The sequence below is a fragment of the Cupriavidus sp. 10L45 genome, assembly GCF_056395225.1.
This window is the reverse complement of the sequence record NZ_JBFTJC010000001.1, coordinates 210,555-231,589: the sequence shown is the minus strand read 5'-3', so window position 1 is coordinate 231,589 and position 21,035 is coordinate 210,555. Positions and strand designations below refer to the sequence as shown.

At 66.7% G+C, this 21,035-nt stretch carries 21 protein-coding genes; 13 read left to right on the top strand and 8 right to left on the bottom strand.

What is annotated here, in order from left to right:
- Position 1 precedes the first annotated feature (1 nt).
- Positions 2-1,390 carry an ATP-binding protein gene (locus AC1DFU_RS01135; protein ID WP_441592589.1) on the top strand — a complete coding sequence of 463 codons (1,389 nt, stop codon included), beginning with the start codon at positions 2-4 and terminating at the stop codon, positions 1,388-1,390.
- Here the strand turns inward: AC1DFU_RS01135 and AC1DFU_RS01130 are convergent.
- From AC1DFU_RS01130 to AC1DFU_RS01120, 3 genes are all read right to left on the bottom strand, one after another.
- On the bottom strand, positions 1,374-2,789 hold the full coding sequence (locus AC1DFU_RS01130; protein ID WP_092295548.1) for a hypothetical protein: 1,416 nt from the start codon (positions 2,787-2,789) through the stop codon (positions 1,374-1,376). The two genes, AC1DFU_RS01135 and AC1DFU_RS01130, sit on opposite strands and share 17 nt — an antisense overlap.
- Before the next feature lie 168 nt (positions 2,790-2,957).
- Positions 2,958-3,335: a potassium channel family protein gene (locus AC1DFU_RS01125; protein ID WP_441592590.1), complete on the bottom strand. Its 378-nt coding sequence runs from the start codon at positions 3,333-3,335 to the stop codon at positions 2,958-2,960.
- A 61-nt stretch (positions 3,336-3,396) separates the two neighbouring features.
- Positions 3,397-4,131: a GntR family transcriptional regulator gene (locus AC1DFU_RS01120; protein ID WP_441592591.1), complete on the bottom strand. Its 735-nt coding sequence runs from the start codon at positions 4,129-4,131 to the stop codon at positions 3,397-3,399.
- A gap of 163 nt (positions 4,132-4,294) precedes the next feature.
- Here AC1DFU_RS01120 and pcaB point away from each other — a divergent pair, with 163 nt between their 5' ends.
- Genes pcaB through AC1DFU_RS01105 form a run of 3 tightly spaced genes read left to right on the top strand, consistent with a single transcriptional unit; the run spans position 4,295 to position 8,115 of the window.
- Positions 4,295-5,668, top strand: a complete 1,374-nt coding sequence (pcaB, locus tag AC1DFU_RS01115; protein WP_441592592.1) for a 3-carboxy-cis,cis-muconate cycloisomerase — start codon at positions 4,295-4,297, stop codon at positions 5,666-5,668.
- A gap of 60 nt (positions 5,669-5,728) precedes the next feature.
- Entirely contained in the window at positions 5,729-6,715 is a 987-nt protein-coding gene (locus AC1DFU_RS01110) for a tripartite tricarboxylate transporter substrate binding protein BugD (protein ID WP_441592593.1), read from the top strand.
- Positions 6,716-6,720: 5 nt separating this feature from the next.
- Positions 6,721-8,115 carry a class II fumarate hydratase gene (locus tag AC1DFU_RS01105; protein WP_441592594.1) on the top strand — a complete coding sequence of 465 codons (1,395 nt, stop codon included), beginning with the start codon at positions 6,721-6,723 and terminating at the stop codon, positions 8,113-8,115.
- 12 nt (positions 8,116-8,127) lie between these two features.
- Here the strand turns inward: AC1DFU_RS01105 and AC1DFU_RS01100 are convergent, their stop codons facing one another.
- The 3 genes from AC1DFU_RS01100 to AC1DFU_RS01090 are packed head-to-tail and all read right to left on the bottom strand — an operon-like array spanning position 8,128 to position 10,313.
- The gene (locus AC1DFU_RS01100; RefSeq protein WP_092295563.1) at positions 8,128-8,910 is read right to left on the bottom strand and encodes a class II aldolase/adducin family protein; all 783 of its coding nucleotides are present in this window, start codon (positions 8,908-8,910) and stop codon (positions 8,128-8,130) included.
- A 40-nt stretch (positions 8,911-8,950) separates the two neighbouring features.
- Entirely contained in the window at positions 8,951-9,319 is a 369-nt protein-coding gene (locus AC1DFU_RS01095; protein ID WP_092295566.1) for a RidA family protein, read from the bottom strand.
- Between the two features lie 7 nt (positions 9,320-9,326).
- Positions 9,327-10,313: an NAD(P)-dependent oxidoreductase gene (locus AC1DFU_RS01090; RefSeq protein ID WP_441592595.1), complete on the bottom strand. Its 987-nt coding sequence runs from the start codon at positions 10,311-10,313 to the stop codon at positions 9,327-9,329.
- A 206-nt stretch (positions 10,314-10,519) separates the two neighbouring features.
- Between AC1DFU_RS01090 and AC1DFU_RS01085 the strand changes: the two genes are divergently transcribed.
- Both AC1DFU_RS01085 and AC1DFU_RS01080 read left to right on the top strand, forming a co-directional pair.
- The gene (locus AC1DFU_RS01085) at positions 10,520-11,536 is read left to right on the top strand and encodes a Bug family tripartite tricarboxylate transporter substrate binding protein (protein WP_255370848.1); all 1,017 of its coding nucleotides are present in this window, start codon (positions 10,520-10,522) and stop codon (positions 11,534-11,536) included.
- A gap of 143 nt (positions 11,537-11,679) precedes the next feature.
- On the top strand, positions 11,680-12,351 hold the full coding sequence (locus tag AC1DFU_RS01080; RefSeq protein ID WP_441592597.1) for a GntR family transcriptional regulator: 672 nt from the start codon (positions 11,680-11,682) through the stop codon (positions 12,349-12,351).
- Between the two features lie 116 nt (positions 12,352-12,467).
- On the opposite strand, the gene AC1DFU_RS01075 is transcribed toward AC1DFU_RS01080, so the two are convergent.
- Positions 12,468-15,059, bottom strand: a complete 2,592-nt coding sequence (locus tag AC1DFU_RS01075) for a bifunctional aconitate hydratase 2/2-methylisocitrate dehydratase (protein WP_092295576.1) — start codon at positions 15,057-15,059, stop codon at positions 12,468-12,470.
- Positions 15,060-15,553: 494 nt separating this feature from the next.
- Here AC1DFU_RS01075 and fliL point away from each other — a divergent pair, with 494 nt between their 5' ends.
- The 7 genes from fliL to fliR all read left to right on the top strand — a co-directional run bounded on the left by fliL (position 15,554) and on the right by fliR (position 20,057).
- Positions 15,554-16,042, top strand: a complete 489-nt coding sequence (gene fliL, locus AC1DFU_RS01070) for a flagellar basal body-associated protein FliL (protein WP_092295579.1) — start codon at positions 15,554-15,556, stop codon at positions 16,040-16,042.
- 148 nt (positions 16,043-16,190) lie between these two features.
- Complete coding sequence (gene fliM, locus AC1DFU_RS01065; RefSeq protein WP_092295582.1) at positions 16,191-17,204, top strand: flagellar motor switch protein FliM; 1,014 nt, start codon at positions 16,191-16,193, stop codon at positions 17,202-17,204.
- Complete coding sequence (gene fliN, locus AC1DFU_RS01060) at positions 17,197-17,673, top strand: flagellar motor switch protein FliN (protein ID WP_441592598.1); 477 nt, start codon at positions 17,197-17,199, stop codon at positions 17,671-17,673. Before fliM ends, fliN begins: the two co-directional genes overlap by 8 nt.
- Positions 17,670-18,188, top strand: coding sequence for a flagellar biosynthetic protein FliO (fliO, locus tag AC1DFU_RS01055; RefSeq protein WP_092295588.1), 519 nt, complete (start codon positions 17,670-17,672; stop codon positions 18,186-18,188). The genes fliN and fliO overlap by 4 nt, the downstream gene beginning before the upstream one ends.
- On the top strand, positions 18,185-18,976 hold the full coding sequence (fliP, locus tag AC1DFU_RS01050) for a flagellar type III secretion system pore protein FliP (protein WP_092295591.1): 792 nt from the start codon (positions 18,185-18,187) through the stop codon (positions 18,974-18,976). Before fliO ends, fliP begins: the two co-directional genes overlap by 4 nt.
- 13 nt (positions 18,977-18,989) lie before the next feature.
- The gene (fliQ, locus tag AC1DFU_RS01045; protein WP_092295594.1) at positions 18,990-19,259 is read left to right on the top strand and encodes a flagellar biosynthesis protein FliQ; all 270 of its coding nucleotides are present in this window, start codon (positions 18,990-18,992) and stop codon (positions 19,257-19,259) included.
- Between the two features lie 12 nt (positions 19,260-19,271).
- Positions 19,272-20,057: a flagellar biosynthetic protein FliR gene (gene fliR / locus AC1DFU_RS01040; RefSeq protein ID WP_092295597.1), complete on the top strand. Its 786-nt coding sequence runs from the start codon at positions 19,272-19,274 to the stop codon at positions 20,055-20,057.
- Between the two features lie 14 nt (positions 20,058-20,071).
- Here fliR and blaOXA read toward each other — a convergent pair whose 3' ends face one another.
- Positions 20,072-20,941 (bottom strand): OXA-1206 family carbapenem-hydrolyzing class D beta-lactamase, encoded by an 870-nt coding sequence (blaOXA, locus tag AC1DFU_RS01035; protein ID WP_441592599.1) that lies wholly within the window; start codon positions 20,939-20,941, stop codon positions 20,072-20,074.
- Positions 20,942-21,035: the final 94 nt, after the last annotated feature.

Genomic DNA, 21,035 nt, shown 5'->3' with positions numbered 1-21,035 from the left:
CATGGCGAATACGGACCCTGACAGCGCGGCCGGGCGCGCGTACCGCTTTGGCGCCTTCCTGCTACGGCCGGCACGGCGCGAGCTGCTGGCGGACGGCGTGCCGGTGACGCTGGGCAGCCGCGCCTTCGACCTCCTCGCCGCGCTGGTCGAGCACGCCGGGCAGGTCGTTTCCCGCGATGCGCTGACCGCGGTGGCGTGGCCGCGCATGGTCGTGGAGGACAGCAGCCTGCGCGTGCAGATCGCCCATTTGCGGCGCGTGCTGGGCCCGGAAGGGCCGGGCATCGTCACGGTGCCGGGTCAGGGCTATCGCTTCGACGGCGTGGTGCAGGTCGTGGACGAGGGGGCCGCGCCAGCGGCGCAGGTCATACCGGCCGCGCGCGTGCTGCCGCGCCGCCTCACCGCCATCATCGGGCGCGATGCCGAGGTGGCCCGCGTGCAGGCGGCGGTCCAGCCGGGGCGAGTTGTCACCCTGGTCGGCATCGGCGGCATCGGCAAGACCACCGTGGCGCTGGCCGCCACCGAGCGGCTGGCGGGGGACTATGCCGATGGGATCTGCTTCCTGGACCTCGGCACGCTGCCCGACCCCGTACAGGGTCTCGCCGCCGCGTTCGGCGCGGCGCGGATGGACGCGCTCGGCCACGCCATGGCCGGCCATCGGCTGCTGGTGGTGCTGGACGGCTGCGACTACGCACCGGAAGCCGTGGCCGCCCTGCTCGCGCAACTGGCGCAGGCGCCCGGCGTGGCGGTACTGGCCACGAGCCGCCACCCGCTCGGCGCCGCCGCCGAACACCGCCTGCGGCTGCCGCCGCTGGACCTGCCTCCTGAGGGAGAGATCGAGATCGACGCGCCCCGGGCGCTGACCTTCGGCGCGGTGCAGCTATTCGCCTCCCGCGCGCAGGCCAGCGGGGCCGGCTACACGCTGACCGACCGCGACGCCCCGGTCGTAGCCGCGCTCTGCCGGCGACTCGACGGCCTGCCGCTGGCCATCGAACTGGCCGCCGGCTGCGTCGACGCGTTCGGCGTGCTCGGCCTGCTCGACCAGGCCGACGATCGATTCAACCTGCTCGAAGCCCGCCGCCGCAGCCCGCAGGAACGCCAGCGCTCGCTGCGGGCGTCGCTGGATTGGAGTTACACCCGGCTGTCCGCCCCAGCGCAGACCGCGCTGCAACGGCTGTCGGTGCTCGACGGGACGTTCACGCTGGCGTCCGCCACGGCAGCCATCGGCGCGGATGGCATCGACAACGCGGCAGCAGCGGACCTGCTGGAAGCGCTGGTGGCGCAGTCGCTCGTATCGCCGGAAGCCACCGATGACGGCCCGCGCTTCCGCCTATCCGCCATGGTCCGCGCCTACGCGCGCGAGCGGCTGCGGGCCGTTACTTCGCCTCGATAGACTGGTAGGTGGAGACGTAGGTCGCGTCCGCGTAGACCCACGAGCGTATGAGGTTGATGCGCATGTCTTCGACATAAGACATGGTGTACCGGCGGCTGGTTTCGGCGCCCTCGGTCTCCGTGCAGATCATGTCGATGGCCATGCCGGTTAGCGTGGGCAGGATCTGGCTTGCCGCGTAGCGCCCGCCGGTCCGGCAAACCACCTTCGCCAGCTTCGGCGCGCCCGACACCTCCCCGCGCCACGACGATACGGAGAACGTCATCCGGGCATCGGGCTTCACGGTGGCGGGACGCTGCGCCGGCTCGTTCAGCATGACGTACTGGGGCGGCTCCATGGCTTTGGCGCCGTGCGTGTATTCCTGCTGTTTCATCGTCCACGGGAAGGTGTCCCCGAGGTAGAAGTTGCCGTAATAGGGGACGTCTTCCGTCGTGCTCGCCTGCTGGAAACACTGGAGGATCGGCGCCTTGACCACGGAACACACCGACTTGATTTCGACAAAATCCGATCGTTCGCGGGTCTTGATCGAGAGAAACGAATGCGTCTCCAACTGCTTGAATGGCAGCTTGCCGCCGAGCGAGGTCAGTTGCTTGCGGAAAGCGGGAGGCATGGCGGAGAGGACGAAGTCCGCGTCGAGGACATCCTGGCTGCTCTTGAAAGGCGCGGGCAGCACAGCAGTCTTTGGGCGTTCGGCGCGCGCCCGCCCACCCAGCAGGAGGAGGACGAGATCATCGCGATCCGCTTCGTCGATCTGGTCGACCGCGACGCGTACGACGGCTTCGACAAAGCACGCCGCGTCCTCGTCGGAAAAGTCCTTCTGACCCAGATCGATCAGCTTCTGGGCGCCGCCAGGCATCTTGGCGGCAACCTCAAGTGTCTTGGCACCGAACGTGCGTTCCAGCGCCGCCGTGCGCTCGACTGTCAATCGCGTGTGGGGAACGCTTCTGGCTTCGGCCTGAAGGCCCAGGTAGAACACACGGTAGGCTGCATCCAGGTCGATCGGCGCCGCCTCGTCAATTGGCGCGTTGCGGCGGCACAGCAATGGCATGCCGCTCCGCAAATAGGACATCCGGTTCTGGCTGTCGAGGCGCATCAGGTTCCGCGTCATCTCGCAGTGGCGGCATCCCTCGCTGGCAACCCGGTTCAACCGCGACTGCAATTCCTCGTCAGTAAGCCCCTTCCTGATCTCCGCATCATCCTCCGCAGCCTCCAGCCATTTCCGGACCGCCGGATTGCCCGCCAACTGGCGATCCGCGCCTTCGCGGCTCAGGGCGGAATCGGTCATCGGGTGGCTGCCGGCGCCGGGCGCCGCGGCATCTTCCGCCGCGCCTGCCGTGTGCATGGCAAGGAAAGTCCAGACTGCAACAAACAGCAACTGCAGGGCACGTCGTGTGAGCGTCATGATGGGAGGGAAGGTGCGGCGACTCGCCGAATTGGAGCGAGACCGTAGCACCGACGCCCCATCATGTCGCGGATGGCGAAGGAGGGTGTGTTGCGACCCGCCAACGCAGGACGCAGCGCCTGCTTTAGCAGGCTAGGTGAGCGCTGACTATCGGCGGGGCATGACCCCTCACCCCAACGTTCGCCTCGCCGCAGCCTGGATCGCTTGCACGGCCGCCGCGGTCATGACGCCCATCGCCAATACGCCCAGCGCGCCGAGGGCCACGGCGAGGAAGCGGCCCAGGGGGGTGGTCGGGACGACGTCGCCGAAGCCGATCGTCAGCGACGTAATCGCACAGAAATACAAGGTGCCGCCGAGCGACGCTGGCGACCGGCTGCCCGCGTCGACCGGGCCGCCGACGTAGTACATCGCCAGCGACAGCAGGACGAACAGCACGCTGAGGAAAATCAGGATCGAGCGCAATTGCCACAGCACGGCGGTGAATTCGGCAATGGCGTGGCGGGGGCGGATGGGTAGCTGCCCGGATTCGTTGCGGATGGTGGCCATAAGCGGTGGACTCCCTGGCAAGGTGCGGCGAAGGCCGCGCTAGTCCATGTTAGGTCCCGGATCAGCCCGCCGTGCGCTTCAGTCGCGTCGTGACCGAAAAGGTTTCCGCCGGATGGATGGTCACGGACACCTCGAAGGTGTCGCCGGCCTCGTCGATATAGCGGCGCACGATCTTCAGCACCGCCGCCCCCGGCTCCAGCCCCAGCGCGCGGCCGATGCGCGGGTCCGCCAGCGTGGTGGCGCGCACGTCCTGCTCGATCTCGGCAATCGGCCGCCCATGGCGCGACTCGATCAGGGCGCTGACCAGCACGTCGGGCGTGTCGCGCACGATCGGGCCGATGTCCGCGTAGGCGCTATCTATATAGATATCGGTCCAGGCCATGGGCGCGGCGCTGGCACCGTCGTCCAGCCGCACGCTGGAGATGCGCAGCCAGCGGGTGTCCGGCGCGCCGCCCAGGTCGGCCGCCACTTCTGGCGGCGCCGCCACGGTCTCCACCGACTGCACCACGCGCCGGTGCGCCTCGCCGAACTGCATGAGGTCTTCCACCGAGGCCAGCGTCGGTTTGAACACGGCCCGGGGCCGCGCGGCCTCCACGCGGGTGCCCACGTTCTTGCGGCGCGACACCAGCCCCATGTCCTGCAGGGACTGCAGCACCGCCCGGATGGTGTAGCGGCTGGCCTGGAACTGTTCGCACAGCGCGAATTCGGTCGGCAGCAGCGTGCCCACGGGGAATTGGCCCGTGGTGATGCCATCCAGCAGTTCGCGGGTGATCTCCGCTGCGTTTGTTTTACTCATAAAGGCCCGTTACATCACTGGATTGGCGCGGTGCGGCATGGCTGACGGCACACGGGTTGACGCCCCGGGTTTACGTCTATTTCGCAAATATGTTCGAACATATTTAATAGTCGATATGTTCGAACATATCCGAGATCCCATCAGCATGCCACAAGGTCGCACCATGCCCAACATTTCGATTCCCGCCGCCAGTACCGTTGTCGACTCCGCGCTGTTCCGCGACGCCTTCGGCACGGCGGCCATGCGCGAGATCTTCTCCGATGGCGCGCTGGTCCAGCGCTACATCGACGTCGAGATCGCCCTCGCCCGGGCCGAAGCCCGCGTCGGCGTGATTCCGGCCGATGCCGCCGAGACCATCGCCAGCGCCTCGCGCCTCGATCGCATCGACTTCGACCACATGCGCGAGGAAACCGACATTGTCGGCTATCCGATCCTCCCGCTGGTGCACCAGCTCGTGGAAATGTGCGGCGATGCCGGCCGGTACGTCCACTGGGGCGCCACCACGCAGGACATCATGGACACCGCCGTGGCCCTCCAGGTGCGCGACGCGCTGGACAGCATCGACGCCGATATCCGCACCCTGCGCGGCATCCTGGCCGACCTGGCTGCCCGGCACCGCGACACCCCGATGGCCGGCCGCACCCACTTGCAGCAGGCCCTGCCGGTGACCTTCGGCTACAAGGTGGCGATCTGGCTGGCGATGTTCGACCGCCACCAGCAGCGCCTGGCCGAGCTGCGTCCGCGCGTGGCCATGGTGGAGTTCGCCGGGGCCGCCGGCACGCTGGCGTCGCTGGGCGACAAGGGCTTCGCCGTGCAGCAGGCACTGGCCGAGGAACTGGGCCTGGGTGTGCCTGCCACCACCTGGCACGTGGCGCGCGACGGCTTTGCCGAGGCAGTGAACCTGCTGGCGCTGGTCACCGGCTCGCTGGGCAAGATTGCGCTCGACATCATGATCATGGCGTCCACCGAGTTCGCCGAGGTCTACGAGCCCTTCGTCAAGGGGCGCGGCGCCAGCAGCACCATGCCGCAGAAGCGCAACCCGATTTCGAGCGAACTGATGCTCGCCGCCTCGAAGGCAGTGCGCCAGCACGCCGGGCTGATGGTCGATGCGATGGTGCAGGACTTCGAACGCGCCACCGGCCCGTGGCACGCCGAGTGGATCGCCATTCCCGAGAGTTTCATCCTGACGGCCGGCGCGCTGCACCAGGCGAAGTTCGCGCTGGGCGGGCTGATCGTCGACGTGCCGCGCATGGCCCACAACCTCGGCATCACCAAGGGGCTGATCGTCGCCGAGGCCGTGATGATGCGCATGGCGCCCCACATCGGCCGCCAGCAGGCGCACGACGTGGTCTACGACGCCTGCCGCACCGTCAACGAGCAGGGCGGCACGCTGGCCGAGGCCCTGCTGGCGCTGCCGGCCGTGACCGAGCACTTCGACCGCGCCGCCATCGCACACATGGTGGACCCCGCCAATTACCTCGGCCTGGCGCCGCAGATGGTCGACCGGGCCATCGCGCTGTCCGGCGAAGTGGCCTGAGCCCTCCGGCCGGCGCCACGCACTGCTTTCCACACGATAAGACTGATTCAGGAGACAACCATGCACCGCTTCCCCACCTTCGTGCGCGGCGCGCTCGCCGCCGCCGCCCTGCTCACCGCCGTAACCGCCCAGGCCCAGAACTGGCCCACCAAGCCGATCACGTGGATCGTGCCGTTCGCGGCCGGCGGCCCCACCGACGCGCTGGCCCGCAACATCGCCGAGCGCGTGGGGCGCGAAGTCGGCCAGTCGATCATCATCGACAACTCGCCCGGTGCCGGCGGCACGGTCGGTGCGGCCAAGGCGGCCCGCGCGCCGGCGGACGGCTACACCATGCTGGTGGGGCACATGGGGTACATGGGCGCGGCGCCGGCGCTCTACAAGAAGCTGCCGTACGACCCGGTCAGGGACTTCGCGCCGGTGTTCCGCTTCCCGGACACGCCGATGGTGCTGATGGTGCGCAAGGACCATCCGGCCAAGGACGTGAAGGCGTTCGTCGAATATGGCAAGCAGCATCCGGGCAAGCTGTTCATCAGCAACGCCGGCATGGGCTCCACCTCGCACCTGATTGCGGCGATGTTTGCGTCGGCGGCGGGGATCAAGGTATCGCTGGTGCCCTACAAGGGCGCCGGCCCGGCGCTGATCGATGTGATTGGCGGGCAGGTCGATGGCATGTTCGACCAGACCAACACGGCGCTGCCGCAGATCACGGAATCGAAAGTACGTGCGCTGGCGGTGACCTCGGCATCGCGGGTGGGCCAGCTCAAGGACGTGCCGACGCTGGCCGAAACCGTGATACCCGGCTTCGAGGCCGCGACGTGGTACGGCATCTACGCGCCGAAGGGCACGCCGCAGCCGGTCATCGACAAGATGCAGGCCGCCTACCTGAAGGTGATGCACGACAAGGCGTTCACTGACCGCCTGTCGGCGCAGGCCATCCAGATGCTGCCGGCTGACAAGTACACGGCCAGCGCGCTGGGCAAGCACACCGAGGCGGAAGTGGCGCGCTGGAAGGTGCTCGCCGCCAAGGCCAATATTTCGCTGGACTGAGCGCCATGACAACGTCCCGGGTGGAGCGTGACGCCTTCGGCCCCGTCGATATCCCGGCGGACCGCTACTGGGGCGCCCAGACCCAGCGCGCGCTGGCCGTCTTCGGCATCGGCAGCGAGCGCTTTCCGGACTGCCTGATCCACGCCTTCGGCCTGCACAAGATGGCGGCGGCCGTTGCCAACCAGCAGCGCGGGGCGCTGGAGGCGGAGATGGCGGCGGCCATCGTCGCCGCGGCGGCCGAAGTGCGCAGCGGCGCGTTCGATGCGCATTTCCCGCTCACGGTCTGGCAGACCGGCTCCGGCACGCAGACCAATATGAATGCGAACGAGGTGATCGCCAATCGGGCCAACGAGCGGCTGGGCCAGCCGTTGGGGACCAAGCAGCCGATCCATCCGAACGATCACGTCAACCGCTCGCAGTCATCGAACGACAGCTTTCCCACGGTGATGCACCTGAGCGCGGTGCTGGAACTCGAAGACCGGCTGCTGCCGGCGATGGCCGCGCTGCGCGACAGCCTTCAGGCGCGCGCGACGGACTTCGCGGACATCCTGAAGCTGGCCCGCACCCACCTGATGGATGCCGTGCCGACCACGCTGGGCCGCGCCTTCGAGGGGTTCGCCGCGCAGATCGGGCACGGCATCGCGCGTATCGAGGGGACCCTGCCGCGCCTGCTGATGCTGCCGCAGGGCGGCACGGCGGCGGGCACCGGGCTCAACGCCCCGCCCGGCTTCGCGGAGGCATTCTGTGCGGAGGTAAGCCGCCTGACCGGCCTGCCGTTCCAGCCCAATCCTTGCAAGGTGGAAGGCATGGCCGCGCACGACGCCCTGCTGGAGTTGTCCGGCGTGCTGAACGTGATCGCGGCGTCGTGCATCAAGATCGCCAACGACCTGCGCTGGATGAGTTCCGGGCCGAACTGCGGCCTCGGCGAGCTGGTGATGCCCGAGGACGGGCTCACCTCGTCGATCATGCCGGGCAAGCGCAATCCGACCATCGCCGAAGTCATGGTGCAGGCCGGCATGCAGGTAGCCGGCAACCATGTGACGGTGACCATGGCCGGCGCCTCGGGCAGCTTCGAGCTGAACGTGGCCAAGCCGGTGCTGATCTACAACGTCCTCCAGTCCATCCGCCTGCTGGCCGACAGTGCGAACACCGTGGCCGAACGGGTCATCCCCGGGCTGGCGCCGGACCGCGCGCGGCTGGCGCGCCAGCTCGACAGCCCGCTGCTGGCAGCCACCGCGCTGAACCCGGTGATCGGCTACGACCAGGCGGCACGCATCGTGCGCCACGCCATGGCGTACGGCATGGCGCCGCGCGAGGCCGCCATCGCACTGGGTATCCTGCGTGGCGAGGAATACGACCGGCTGGTCGATCTCGAACGCATGGCGCGCGGCGTGGCGTAGCCCCGGGGTGCCTCAGCAGCGATAGTCCCCGCCATCGCGATCCAGCAGGCGCAGCAGCGCCGTCCACTCGCGGTCCAGGTGCACCGTGTCGAGGTAGGCGTAGTCGTCGTGCTGCTTGGCGGCGTGCTCGCAGACCTCGGGCGACGGCAGGGTGACCTTCTGGCCCATCGACAGCGTCTGCACCTGGATCTCGCAGGCGCGGTTCAGGTAGAACATGCGCGTGAACGCCTCAGCCACGGAGCGGCCGGTGGTCAGCAGGCCGTGGTTGCGCAGGATCAGGTAGTTGGCGTCCTGCATCGATTTCACGATGCGCGAGCGCTCGTCCAGATCCAGCGAAATACCTTCGTAGTCGTGGTAGTTCACGCGGTTGTAAAACTGCATGCTGATCTGGTTCAGCGGCAGCAGGCCGCACTCCAGCGCGGCGACGGCCATGCCGGCGTCCGTGTGCAGATGGACCACGCACTCCACGTCGTGGCGGCTCTGGTGCAGGGCGCTGTGGATCGTGAAGCCGGCGGCGTTGACCTCGAAGCGGTTATCGCCGATCGGCCGGCCTTCGGTATCGATCTTCACGAGGCACGACGCCGTGATCTCGTCGAAAAACCAGCCGTGCGGATTGATCAGGAACTGGTCCTGCGTGCCCGGCACGCGCACGGAGATGTGGGTGTAGATCAGGTCGGTGAGCTGGTACTTCGCGGCCAGCCGGTAGGCGGCGGCCAGTTGCACGCGCACCGCCCATTCTTCCTCGCTGATGTTGCGCGGCTTGCGGTTGCGGTGCGGGTCCGTGGTGGAAATCATGGTGGCGTCCTCTGGGGAAATCGGCGGAAGTCGACGGAAATCAGGCGAGCAAGGCAGTGATGACGATCTCCACGCGGTAGGCCGGGTCGGCCAGTTCGACCTTGCCGCAGCAGCGCGTGGGCGTTTCGCCGGGGGCCACCCAGGCGTCCCAGACCGCGTTGAAGCCGTCGAAGTCGGCCATGTCGGCCAGCCAGATCTGGGCGGTCAGCGCGCGGCGGCGGTCGGTGCCGGCCTCGGCCAGCAGGGCGTCTACCTTGGCCAGCGCCTCGCGGGCCTGGCTGGCGATATCGCCGGACTTGTCGTCAGCCACCTGGCCGGCCAAAAAGACCATGCCGTTGGCGATGACGGCCCGGCTGCGGCGGTGGTTCTGGTCCAGACGGACGATGGGCGATGCGGAAGATGTCGACATGGCGGGCTCAGGCGTGGGTCTTGACGATGCGGCGGCAGTGCTCCAGCGCGGCGCCGATCAGGTTGTTATTGGCCTCCGGTGTGCGGAAAGCCGAATGGGCGGACAACGTGACGTTGGGCAGCGTGGTCAGCACGTGGCCGGCGGGCATCGGCTCCACCGTGAACACGTCCAGCCCGGCGTGCGCCAGCTTGCCGCTGCGCAGCGCCGCGATCATGGCGTCTTCATCCACCAGCGCGCCGCGCGCCGTGTTGACCAGGATCGCGCCGTCGCGCATCGACTGGATGCGTTCCGCCGTGATCAGGCCGCGCGTCTCGTCGGTCAGCAGCAGGTGCAGCGACACCACGTCGCTCTGCGCCAGCAGCGTGTCCAGATCGACGAATTCCACGCCCTCGTGCGTCTTCGGCGTGCGGTTCCAGGCCAGCACGCGCATGCCGATGCCCCGCGCCAGCCGCGCCAGTTCCTGGGCGATGCCGCCAAACCCGACCAGCCCGAGTGTCTTGCCGGTCAGTTGCACGGCGTCCGAGCGCAGCCAGTTGCCGGCGCGCATCTCGCGGTCCATGCGCGCGAAGTTGCGCGCGGCCGCCCACATCAGCGCGAAGGCGCACTCGGCCACGGCGGTATCCCCGTAGCCCTTGATGGTGTGCACCGTGATGCCGATCTCGGCCAACTCCTCCGGGTTCATATAGCTGCGCGGGCCGGTGCCCAGAAACACCACGTGCTTGAGGCCGGTGCACTGGCGGGCGATCTCGGTCGGCAGATGAGTGTGGTCGATGATCGCGATCGGCGCGCCGGCCAGCGTCGCGGGCAGTTGCTCGGGCTTGATCTCGGGCTGGCGGTTGATCGTCAGCGGCAGGTCATCGGCCCGGTGCAGGCGGGAAGCCACTTCCGACAGTGTGGGATTGGCATCGACGAAGACGGCGCGCCATGCACCAGCATCGAACGCGGGATTATGGGCAGCGGGGCGGGCAGGCGTGGCGGAAAGAGAAGAAGTCATTGTTTTTACTCGGCAATAAATAGGGGTGAACCATTACGGTGCCGATGAACCAAAACGGGGCTCGATGAGGCCGCAACGGTGAAGCGCAGCATAACGCTTTACAGAATACAGATCAATAATTAAAGTCTGTATACAGGACGGAGTGCAGGGCCGGGAGCCACCCGGCCCGCACGTTGCCCCCACCACCCTGCCCTTGGAGCGTTCCCATGACGATGCGCCGATTTGCCCCGCGATTTGCCTTGCTTCCCGCCTCTCTGCTTGCTGTCACGTTGATGGGACTGGCCAGCCCCGCCTCGTCCCAGGACACCAAGTCGTGGCCTAACAACACGATTGCCATCGTCAGCGGCTTTCCCGGGGGCGCCGCCACCGACATCTACGCGCGCCGGCTTGGCGTGGAGCTGAACAAGGAATTCGGCGTCTCGTTTATCTCCGATAATCGCCCCGGTGCGGGCGGGAATATCGCGTCGAGTCTCGTCGCGCAGGCCAAGCCGGATGGTTATACTTTCCTGCTCGGCACGGCCGGCACGCACGCGATTAATCCCGCGCTATATTCGAAACTGTCATTTGACGTGGTGAATGATTTCTCGCGCATTGCATTATTGGGCACGCTGCCGAATATCCTGCTCGTGAATCCCGAGAAGCATCCGGAGATCAAGACCTGCCAGGACCTGATCGCCGCCGCGAAGAAGGCGCCGGGCACGCTGAACTACGCCTCAACCGGCAACGGCGCCTCCGGCCATCTGGCCGGCACGCAGTTCGCCACGGCCTCGAAGACCAGCTACGTGCATATCCCGTACAAGGGCCAGGGGCCGGCCATGACCGCGCTGCTCTCGGGCGAGGTCGATTTCTTCTTCAACCAGAGTTCGCCGAGCCTGGGCGCCATCCAGTCTGGCAAGGTGCGTGCGTTAGCGGTCACTTCGTCGCAGCGCGTGAGTGTGCTGCCGAATGTGCCGACCGTCGCCGAGGCGTGCAGCCTGCCCGGCTTCGAAAGCACCACCTGGTACGGCCTGTTCGGCCCGGCCGAGTTGCCGGCGGACATCCAGACCCGGATGTCGCAGGCCGTGCTCAAGGCCATCGGCACGGAGAGCTTCCGCCAATGGCTGGTGAGCCAGGCGATCCAGCCCATCGCCGATGGCGGCCCGGCCGCGTTCAAGCGCACGCAGCTTGCCGATATGAAAACCTGGGCCAAAATCGTCAAGGATTCCGGCGCCCATATCGATTGACGCTGATATAGACCGATTCGCATGGCGGCGTGCCGGTTGCCGCAAGGTGTATACACCGCCGTGCACAGAATCGAATTCAGGTATATTCCAGCCTTTCGCCAGCACCGGCGAAAGGCTGATGACCGAAGACAGGACTCAATACCGTGGCAACCGTGGCAAGTGACAGCATCGTCGAGCAGGTCTATGACAAGCTCAAGCAAATGAGCGTGGGCTATGACTTCAAACCCGGCGAACGGCTCAACGAAGGCGTGCTGGCCAGTGCGCTGGGCGTCAGCCGCACCCCGCTGCGCGAGGCGCTGACCCGCCTGACGACCGAAGGGCTGCTGCGCTTCTCGCCGGGCAAGGGCTTCTTCTGCCGCGATCTGGATGCCCAGGAAGTGTTTTCCCTCTACGAGCTGCGCAAGGTAGTGGAAACCGAGGCGCTGCGGCTGGCCATCGTGCGTGCCAAGGAAAAGGACATCGACGCCCTGCTGTCCTTCCTGGAGAACACCGGCCCGGAGCCGGGCGACCGTACGGTGGAGGAACTCGTGAAGCTCGACGAGACCTTCCATGAAGGCCTGATGGCGATGTCCGGCAACTTGGAGATGCTGCGGGTGCTGAAGAACATCAACGCGCGCATCCGCTTCGTGCGCTGGATCGACATGGAGCGCTGCGACCGCCGCGTCAGCCAGAACGACCACCGCGAGATCCTGCTGGGCCTCAAGGCGCGCGACCCCGAGCGCTGCATCCCCATCCTCACCCGCCATATCGACCGCCGCCACGACCAGATCGCGACCGCCCTGAAGGAAGGGCTGGCGCAGATCTACATGGGCTGACGGCCGGCCCGCCCTACCTCCCGCCTTCCCCCAAAGAAAAAACCCCGCGATGCCATCGGCATCGCGGGGTTCGATGCCCTGCCGCGAACGGCAGGGCCGGCTGTGCCCGGAAACGCTTACACGTTCACGGTATCGGCCACTTCCTTGAAGTCTTCGATCTGGTCGAAGTTCATGTACTGGTAGATCTTGTCGCTGTTGGCGGTCAGCACGCCCATGTCGGCCATGTACTCTTCCTTGTTCGGGATACGGCCAAGGCGCGAGCAGATGGCGGCCAGTTCGGCCGAGCCCAGGTACACGTTGGTGTTCTTGCCCAGACGGTTCGGGAAATTACGCGTGCTGGTGGACATCACCGTGGCGCCTTCGCGCACCTGTGCCTGGTTACCCATGCACAGCGAGCAGCCCGGCATTTCGGTGCGCGCACCGGCCGTGCCGAACACGCCGTAGTGGCCTTCCTCGGTCAGCTGCTTCTGGTCCATCTTGGTCGGCGGGGCCACCCACAGCTTCACGGGGATGTCGCGCTTGCCTTCCAGCAGCTTCGAGGCTGCGCGGAAGTGACCGATGTTCGTCATGCACGAGCCGATGAACACTTCGTCGATCTTGGCGCCGGCCACGTCGCCCAGCGTCTTCACGTCGTCCGGGTCGTTCGGGCAGGCGACGATCGGCTCATGCACGTCGGCCAGATCGATCTCGATCACGGCGGCGTACTCGGCGTCAGCGTCCGGCTCCAGCAGCTTCGGATCGGCCAGCCACGCTTCCATGGCCTTGATACGGCGCTGCAGGCTGCGCGGGTCCTGGTAGCCCTCGGCGATCATCCACTTCAGCAGCGTGATGTTGCTGTTGATGTACTCGATGATCGGTTCCTTGTTCAGGCGCACCGTGCAACCGGCGGCCGAACGCTCGGCGGAGGCGTCGGACAGCTCGAAAGCCTGTTCCACCTTCAGTTCGGGCAGACCTTCGATTTCCAGGATACGGCCCGAGAAGATGTTCTTCTTGCCTTGCTTGGCCACGGTCAGCAGGCCCGACTTGATCGCGTACAGCGGAATCGCGTTGACCAGGTCGCGCAGCGTGACGCCGGGCTGCATCTTGCCCTTGAAGCGGACCAGCACCGATTCCGGCATGTCCAGCGGCATCACGCCGGTGGCAGCGGCAAACGCCACCAGACCGGAGCCGGCCGGGAAGCTGATGCCGATCGGGAAACGGGTGTGCGAGTCACCGCCGGTACCCACGGTATCCGGCAGCAGCATGCGGTTGAGCCACGAGTGGATCACACCGTCGCCCGGACGCAGCGAGATACCGCCGCGCGTGCTGATGAACTGGGGCAGCGTGTGGTGCGTCTTCACGTCCACGGGCTTCGGATAGGCGGCGGTGTGGCAGAACGACTGCATCACCAGATCGGCCGAGAAGCCCAGGCAGGCCAGGTCCTTCAGCTCGTCGCGCGTCATCGGGCCGGTGGTGTCCTGCGAGCCCACCGAGGTCATCTTCGGTTCGCAGTACGTGCCCGGGCGGATGCCCGTGCCGTCGGTCAGGCCGCAGGCGCGGCCAACCATCTTCTGGGCCAGCGTGTAACCCTTGCCGGTATCGGCCGGGTTCTGCGGCAGGCGGAACAGCGTGGACGGGGCCAGGCCCAGTGCCTCGCGGGCCTTGGCGGTCAGGCCACGGCCGACGATCAGCGGAATCCGGCCGCCGGCGCGCACTTCATCGAACAGCACGTCCGACTTGACCTTGAATTCGGCGATCACGGCGCCGTTCTTGAGCGCCTTGCCTTCGTACGGGCGCAGTTCGACCACGTCGCCGGTGTCCATCTGCGACACGTCGAGTTCGATCGGCAGCGCGCCGGCGTCTTCCATCGTGTTGTAGAAGATCGGGGCGATCTTGCTGCCCAGGCACACGCCGCCGAAGCGCTTGTTCGGCACGTAGGGGATGTCTTCGCCGGTGAACCACAGCACCGAGTTGGTGGCCGACTTGCGGCTGGAGCCCGTGCCGACCACGTCGCCCACGTAGGCCACGAGGTTGCCCTTCTCCTTCAGCGACTCGATGAACTTCACCGGGCCGCGCTTGCCGTCTTCCTCGGGCTCGAACGCGGTGCCTTCACGCTTGTTCTTCAGCATGGCCAGCGCGTGCATCGGGATGTCCGGGCGCGTGGTGGCGTCGGGGGCCGGCGACAGGTCGTCGGTGTTGGTCTCGCCCGGCACCTTGAACACGGTGATGGTCATCGACGCCGGCACTTCCGGACGGTTCGTGAACCACTCGGCGTCGGCCCAGCTTTGCAGCACGGACTTGGCGTTGGCGTTGCCCTTGTCGGCCTTTTCCTTCACATCGTGGAAGGCGTCGAACATCAGCAGCGTGGTCTTCAGCGCGTTGCCGGCCACGGCGCCGACTTCGGCGTCGTCGAGCAGCTCGATCAGCGGGGAGATGTTGTAGCCGCCGAGCATGGTGCCCAGCAGTTCGGTGGCGCGGGCGCGCGAAATCAGCGCGGTCTTCTCCGAACCCAGGGCCACGGCGGCCAGGTAGGAAGCCTTGACCTTGGCGGCGTCGTCCACGCCGGCCGGCACACGGTAGGTGATCAGGTCCAGCAGGGTCTGTTCCTCGCCCGCCGGCGGGTTCTTGATCAGTTCGATCAGCTCGGCGGTCTGCTTGGCGGTCAGCGGCAGAGGGGGAATGCCAAGCGCGGCGCGTTCGGCAACATGGGCGCGATAGATATCAAGCATGGGAACCTGCTGGTAATAGGGTTGTAACGTACAGCTTTGTCTCTGTGGGTCCAGCGGCACAGCACACCGCTGGTTGCCGCGTGATTGTAATCCGAAGTCCGGCCCAGATCAAATGTCTTATATCTTATATAAGACTTAAATCGCAACACCCGCGGCTCCACAACGGTTGGCGGCACATAAGACTCGCGGAACTGACATGAAAGGTGTCCGGAGGTCGCCACCCGCCCTGCCGGCAGCCACGCGAGCCGGGCCGCGGCGCCGGCCTTTTAAGATATTCATCGATCACATTCACACGTCATGCAAGACGTGCGTCTTAAGTTCCGGCGCGCCCATTCGTTAACCATGGTGCAGGCGCTAATGGCGCGCCCATGCGCCTCCGCGTCCGATGCCCGCCCAGCTCAAACGGCCAAGCTGAGTGGGTTTCCCCCTTTTTATCGGCCCTTTGCTTGCCTGCGATTCGGGAAGAATGGCAGGCATTCCGACACAGGCATCTCATGGCGAACACGCTTTCCCCCTCCCAGACTGGCGGCAATTCAAGCAAGCGCGGTCGACTGCTGCTGATTGGCGGCGGCGTGCTGGTGGTGGTGCTGGGCGTTGGCGGCTTCGTGCTCGGCAGCGTGCTCGGCGGTAATCGCCAGGCAGCGGCGCCGGCAGCACCCGTAATCCCCGCGCCGATCTTCGTGCCGCTCGACGCGTTCACGGTGAACCTGAAGGGCGAGGACGGTGATCGCTTCCTGCACACCGGCCTGTCGCTCAAGGTGGCGGACGCCGACACCCAGGGCCGTCTGGCCCAGTACCAGCCGGAAGCGCGCAGCCGCATCCTGCTGCTGCTTTCGGCCCGCCAGCCGGCGGACCTGGCCACGGTGGAGGGCAAGCGCAAGCTGGCCCAGGACGTGCAGGCTGCCATCAGCCAGCCGTTCGCGCCCGGCCTGCCGCCCCAGAAGATCCTGGATGTCTTGTTTACATCGTTCGTGGTGCAGTAAGCCCCTGGCGCCCTGCTCCCGAACCCAACTGCATAACCGACATGAAACTGTCCGCCGACCTTCCTTCCTGCCGACGCGCCTGGCGCGCCGACTGAAGCCGGCCATGGACCGTTTCATCCTTACAGCTGTTCACGGGGCAGGACACTAGATGGCCTACGACAAGTTCCTCTCGCAGGACGAGGTAGACGAGCTACTGAAAGGCGTATCGGGCGAATCCGATGCGCCCGCAGCCAGCAGCGCGCCCGCTATTGATGAAGGCGGGGTGCGGCCGTACAACCTGGCTACCCAGGAACGGATCATCCGTGGCCGCCTGCACACGCTCGAAATCATCAACGAGCGCTTCGCGCGGGCGCTGCGCACGGCGCTGTTCAACTTCATCCGCCGCGGCGCCGACATCTCGGTCGGTTCGGTAAGGATCGAAAAATACGGCGATTTCGTGCGCAACCTGCCGGTGCCGACCAACCTGAACCTGGTCCACATGAAGCCGCTGCGGGGCACCGCGCTGTTCGTGTACGACCCGAACCTCGTGTTCCTGGTGGTGGACAACCTGTTCGGCGGCGATGGCCGCTTCCACACCCGTGTGGAAGGCCGCGACTTCACGCAGACCGAGCAACGCATCATCCGCCGCATGCTGGACCTGACGCTGAACAGCTACGGCCAGGCCTGGCGCACCGTGCATCCCATCGAGTTCGACTATGTCCGCTCGGAGATGCACACCAAGTTTGCCAACATCGCCGGCGCCAACGACGCCGTGGTGACCACCGCGTTCCATATCGAACTGGGCGCCGTGGGCGGGCAACTGCATATCTGCATTCCCTTCTCGATGATCGAACCGCTGCGGGATCTGCTGATGAACCCGCTGCAGGACGAGGTCGAGGTGGACAAGCGCTGGCTCGGCCAGCTCTCCACCCAGCTGCGTGCCGCCGAAGTGGAACTGGTGGCCGAATTCACGCACCTCCAGAGCACCGTGGCCGAGGTACTGGCCCTGCGTGCCGGCGACGTGCTGCCGATCGACCTGCCCGAGAAGCTCTTCGGCAAGGTGGACGGCGTGCCCGTCATGCAATGCGGCTTCGGCACCATGAACGGCCAGTACGCGCTGCGCGTGGAGCGAATGATCAATTACCAAGACAGCGATTCCAACAAGGAAACCGATCATGACTGACGGCACTCAGGACAAGCCGGTCGATCCGATGGACGACTGGGCCAGCGCCCTGGCGGAGCAGACCAGCGCCGAGCCGGCACCGGCTGCCGCCCCGGCCGCCACGACCCCCTCCGCTACGGCGGCGCCTTCGCAGGCCATGGCTACCGCCACCCCGGCAGCCTCCACGGTGTTCCCGCCGCTGGCGCAGGAAGCGCCGGCCGGCTTCCACAACGATATCGGGATGATTCTCGATATCCCGGTGCAGCTGACCGTGGAACTGGGCCGCACCAAGGTACCCATCAAGAACCTGCTGCAACTGGCGCAGGGCTCGGTGGTGGAACTCGACGGCCTGGCTGGCGAACCGATGGACGTGCTGGTCAACGGCTACCTGATCGCCCAGGGCGAGGTGGTGGTCGTGAACGACAAGTTCGGCATCCGCCTGACGGACATCATCACGCCGTCCGAACGTATCCGGAAGCTGAACAAATGACAGCCGTGTCGCGCCGGCTGCGGTCTGCCGGACGCTTTGCCGCGGGCCTGATCCTCACGGGTCTGGCCACGGCCGGTGCGCAGGCTGCAGATGTTGTATTGAGTACCGCCCAGGCAGCCAGTGCACCGGCTGCCCCGGTGGCGCAGTCCGCGCCGGTGATCAGCGGCGGGGCCAGCCTCGCGCAGGCCGGGCTCGGCCTGTTTGCCGTCATCGCCCTGATCCTCGGCATGGCCTGGCTCGCGCGCCGCGTGGGCCTGGTGCGCCACGGCAGCGGCGGCGCCACGATGAAAGTCGTGGGCAGCCTGATGCTGGGCGCGCGCCAGAAGGTGGTCATGGTCGAAGTTGGCGATACCTGGCTCGTGCTGGGTGTTTCCGCCGGCGAGATTCGTCCGCTCCACACCCTCCCGGCCCAGCCGGATGCCATGGTCCCGGCCGGCACCACCGCGCCGCAGCCCTTGCAGGGCGGCTTTGGCGAGCGCCTGATGCGCGCGATGCAGGAAAACCTCAAGAAATGAACACGTTGCGTGCCGCCATCGGGCGGCATTCCGCCCGCGGGGCCTGGGTCGCGCTGCTGCCGGTAGCGGTCGGGCTGGCGCTGTCGGCCCTGCCCGAATCGGCCCTGGCCCAGGCGCTGCCGGGCGTGACCAGCAAGCCGGCCGCCGGCGGTGGCCAGACCTGGTCGCTCTCGATCCAGACGCTGGTCCTGCTGACCTCGCTGTCGTTTCTGCCGGCTGCCATGCTGATGATGACGGGCTTCACCCGCATCGTCATCGTGCTGGGCCTGCTGCGCAGCGCGCTGGGCACGGCCTCCTCGCCACCGAACCAGGTGCTGGTGGGCCTGTCGCTGTTCCTGACCTTCTTCGTCATGTCCCCGGTGTTCGACCGCGTGTACACGGACGCCTACAAGCCGCTCTCGGAAAACAAGATCAGCCTGGAGACCGCCGCGTCCCGCGCCGCCGTGCCGATGCGCACGTTCATGCTGCGCCAGACCCGCGAGAAGGACCTGGCGATGTTCGCCCAGATGGCCAAGACGCCCGAGATGAACGGCCCGGAAGACGTGCCGTTCTCGGTGCTGGTGCCGGCGTTCGTCACCAGCGAGCTGAAGACCGCGTTCCAGATCGGCTTCACGATCTTCATCCCTTTCCTGATCATCGATCTGGTCGTGGCCAGCGTGCTGATGGCGATGGGCATGATGATGGTGCCGCCGGCGACGATTTCATTGCCATTCAAGCTGATGCTGTTCGTGCTCGTGGATGGCTGGCAACTGCTGCTGGGCTCCCTGGCGCAGAGCTTCATGACCTGACAAGGAGCCTGCCATGACGCCCGAAACAGTCATGACCATCGCCACGCAGGCGATGAAGATGACGCTGATGCTGTCCGCCCCGCTGCTGCTGGTGGCGCTGGCGGCCGGTCTGGTGGTGAGCCTGTTCCAGGCCGCCACCCAGATCAACGAAATGACCCTGACGTTCATCCCCAAGCTGATTGCACTGTTCGTGACGATGGTGCTGGTTGGCCCGTGGATGATCAACACCTTCGTCGACTACATGCGCGAGGTGTTCCAGGGCATTCCCGCGCTGGCGCACTGACGCCCGCCTGCCGTGATCGACGTCTCCACGGCCCAGCTCTACGGCTGGATCGCCGCCTTCCTGTGGCCGATGTTCCGCCTGCTCGGGCTGATCGCCACCGCGCCGCTGTTCAGTGAATCGACGATTCCGCGCCGCGCCAAGGTCCTGCTGGCCGGTGCGCTGTCGGTCATCGTCTCGCCTACGCTCGGCAATATCCCGAGCGCCACGGTCTATTCCTTCGACGGCTTCCTGATCATCCTCAACGAGGTCGGCATCGGCGTGGCCATGGGCTTCACCATGCGGCTGGTCTTCGCGGCGGTGCAGACCGCCGGCGAGGTGATCGGCCTGCAGATGGGTCTCTCGTTCGCCTCGTTCTACGACCGCTCGTCGGGCGGGCAGACCATGGTGCTGTCGCGTTTCCTGAACATCGTGGCGATGCTGCTGTTCATCGTCCTGGACGGCCACCTGATGATGCTGGCCGTGCTGGTGGACAGCTTTGGCGCGGTGCCCATCGCCGCCACGCCGCTCTCCGGCCACGGCTGGGGCACGGTGGCCAAGGCCGGGTCGATGGTGTTCTCGGCCGGCACGCTGCTCTCGCTGCCGATGATCGCCACGCTGCTCACGCTGAACCTGGCGATGGGGATTCTGAACCGCGCCTCGCCGCAGCTCTCGATCTTCGCGGTGGGCTTCCCCGTGACGCTCCTCGGTGGCATGCTGGTGATGACCCTGGTCATGCCGCAGATGGGCGCCTACATGCAGCACATGGTCGAGGCCGGCCTGGCCACCATGGGCGCCGTCCTCGACCAGCTGGCGCCCTAGGGCGCCCAAGCCGACTAGTTCGCCTGCGGCAGCGCGCCAGCCTGCTGCAGCGCGGCGCGGCCAATCTCGAGCCGCTTCGGCCCCTGATCCATCTTCGGCATGTCCATGTTCATGGCGAACACGTAGCGGTCCTCGCCGCGCGTGAGCGAGCCGACCCACCAGCCCACATCGACACCATCCCGCGCGGACCAGCCGGTCTTGGCCCGCAGCGTGTACGCCGGGGTCTGCTCGATGGTCAGGATGTCATCCAGCGCGTCATAGCTGCGCGCCGAGATGCCCGGCAGCGTGCGCGCCACCACGGCCCGCATGAAGTCGATCTGCTGGTAGGTGGTGATCTTCAGGTGGTTGTTGAGCCAGAACATGTCCACCGGGCCGCTCACATCCGCATTGCCGAAGTGGGCCGCGCCGAGGAAGCGGCGGTACTGCGCCGTCCCCACGCGCCGCGCCAGCGCCTGATAGGCCGGCACGCACGAGTTCTTCAACGCCAGCCGCAGCGACACATCGCCATTGCACACGGCCGGCAGGATCGGCTTGCCGTGGTGGGTCCAGACCTTGCCGTCCCAGGGGATCTTGTCGTTGTCCACGTCAGCCACGGCGCCGGTCTCCAGCCCGATCAGGGAATTGAAGATCTTGAACGTCGAGGCCGGCGAGTAGGCCTCGCGGGCACGCTGCGGGTTGTAGGCGTACAGGCGGGCGGCGCGCACGTCGTAGATCAGCATCGTGCCCTGCGTGCCGGCGGCATCGAAGAGCGGCTTGAGGTTGAGCGGGGCTTCCTTGGGGGCTTCCTTGGCGGTCTGCGCGTGGACCGGCGCGGCCAGCATCAGCGCGGCGGACAGCGAGGCGAGGCAAAGGCGGCGGGCAAGGCTGGGCAATCTGTTTGGCATGTTCTGCACCTTTCTGAGGGGAGGATCGAAATGTCATGGGATGACAATCCAGGCCCGGATCGTGGTGCGGAGCATAGGCGCTGATCGCCGGGGC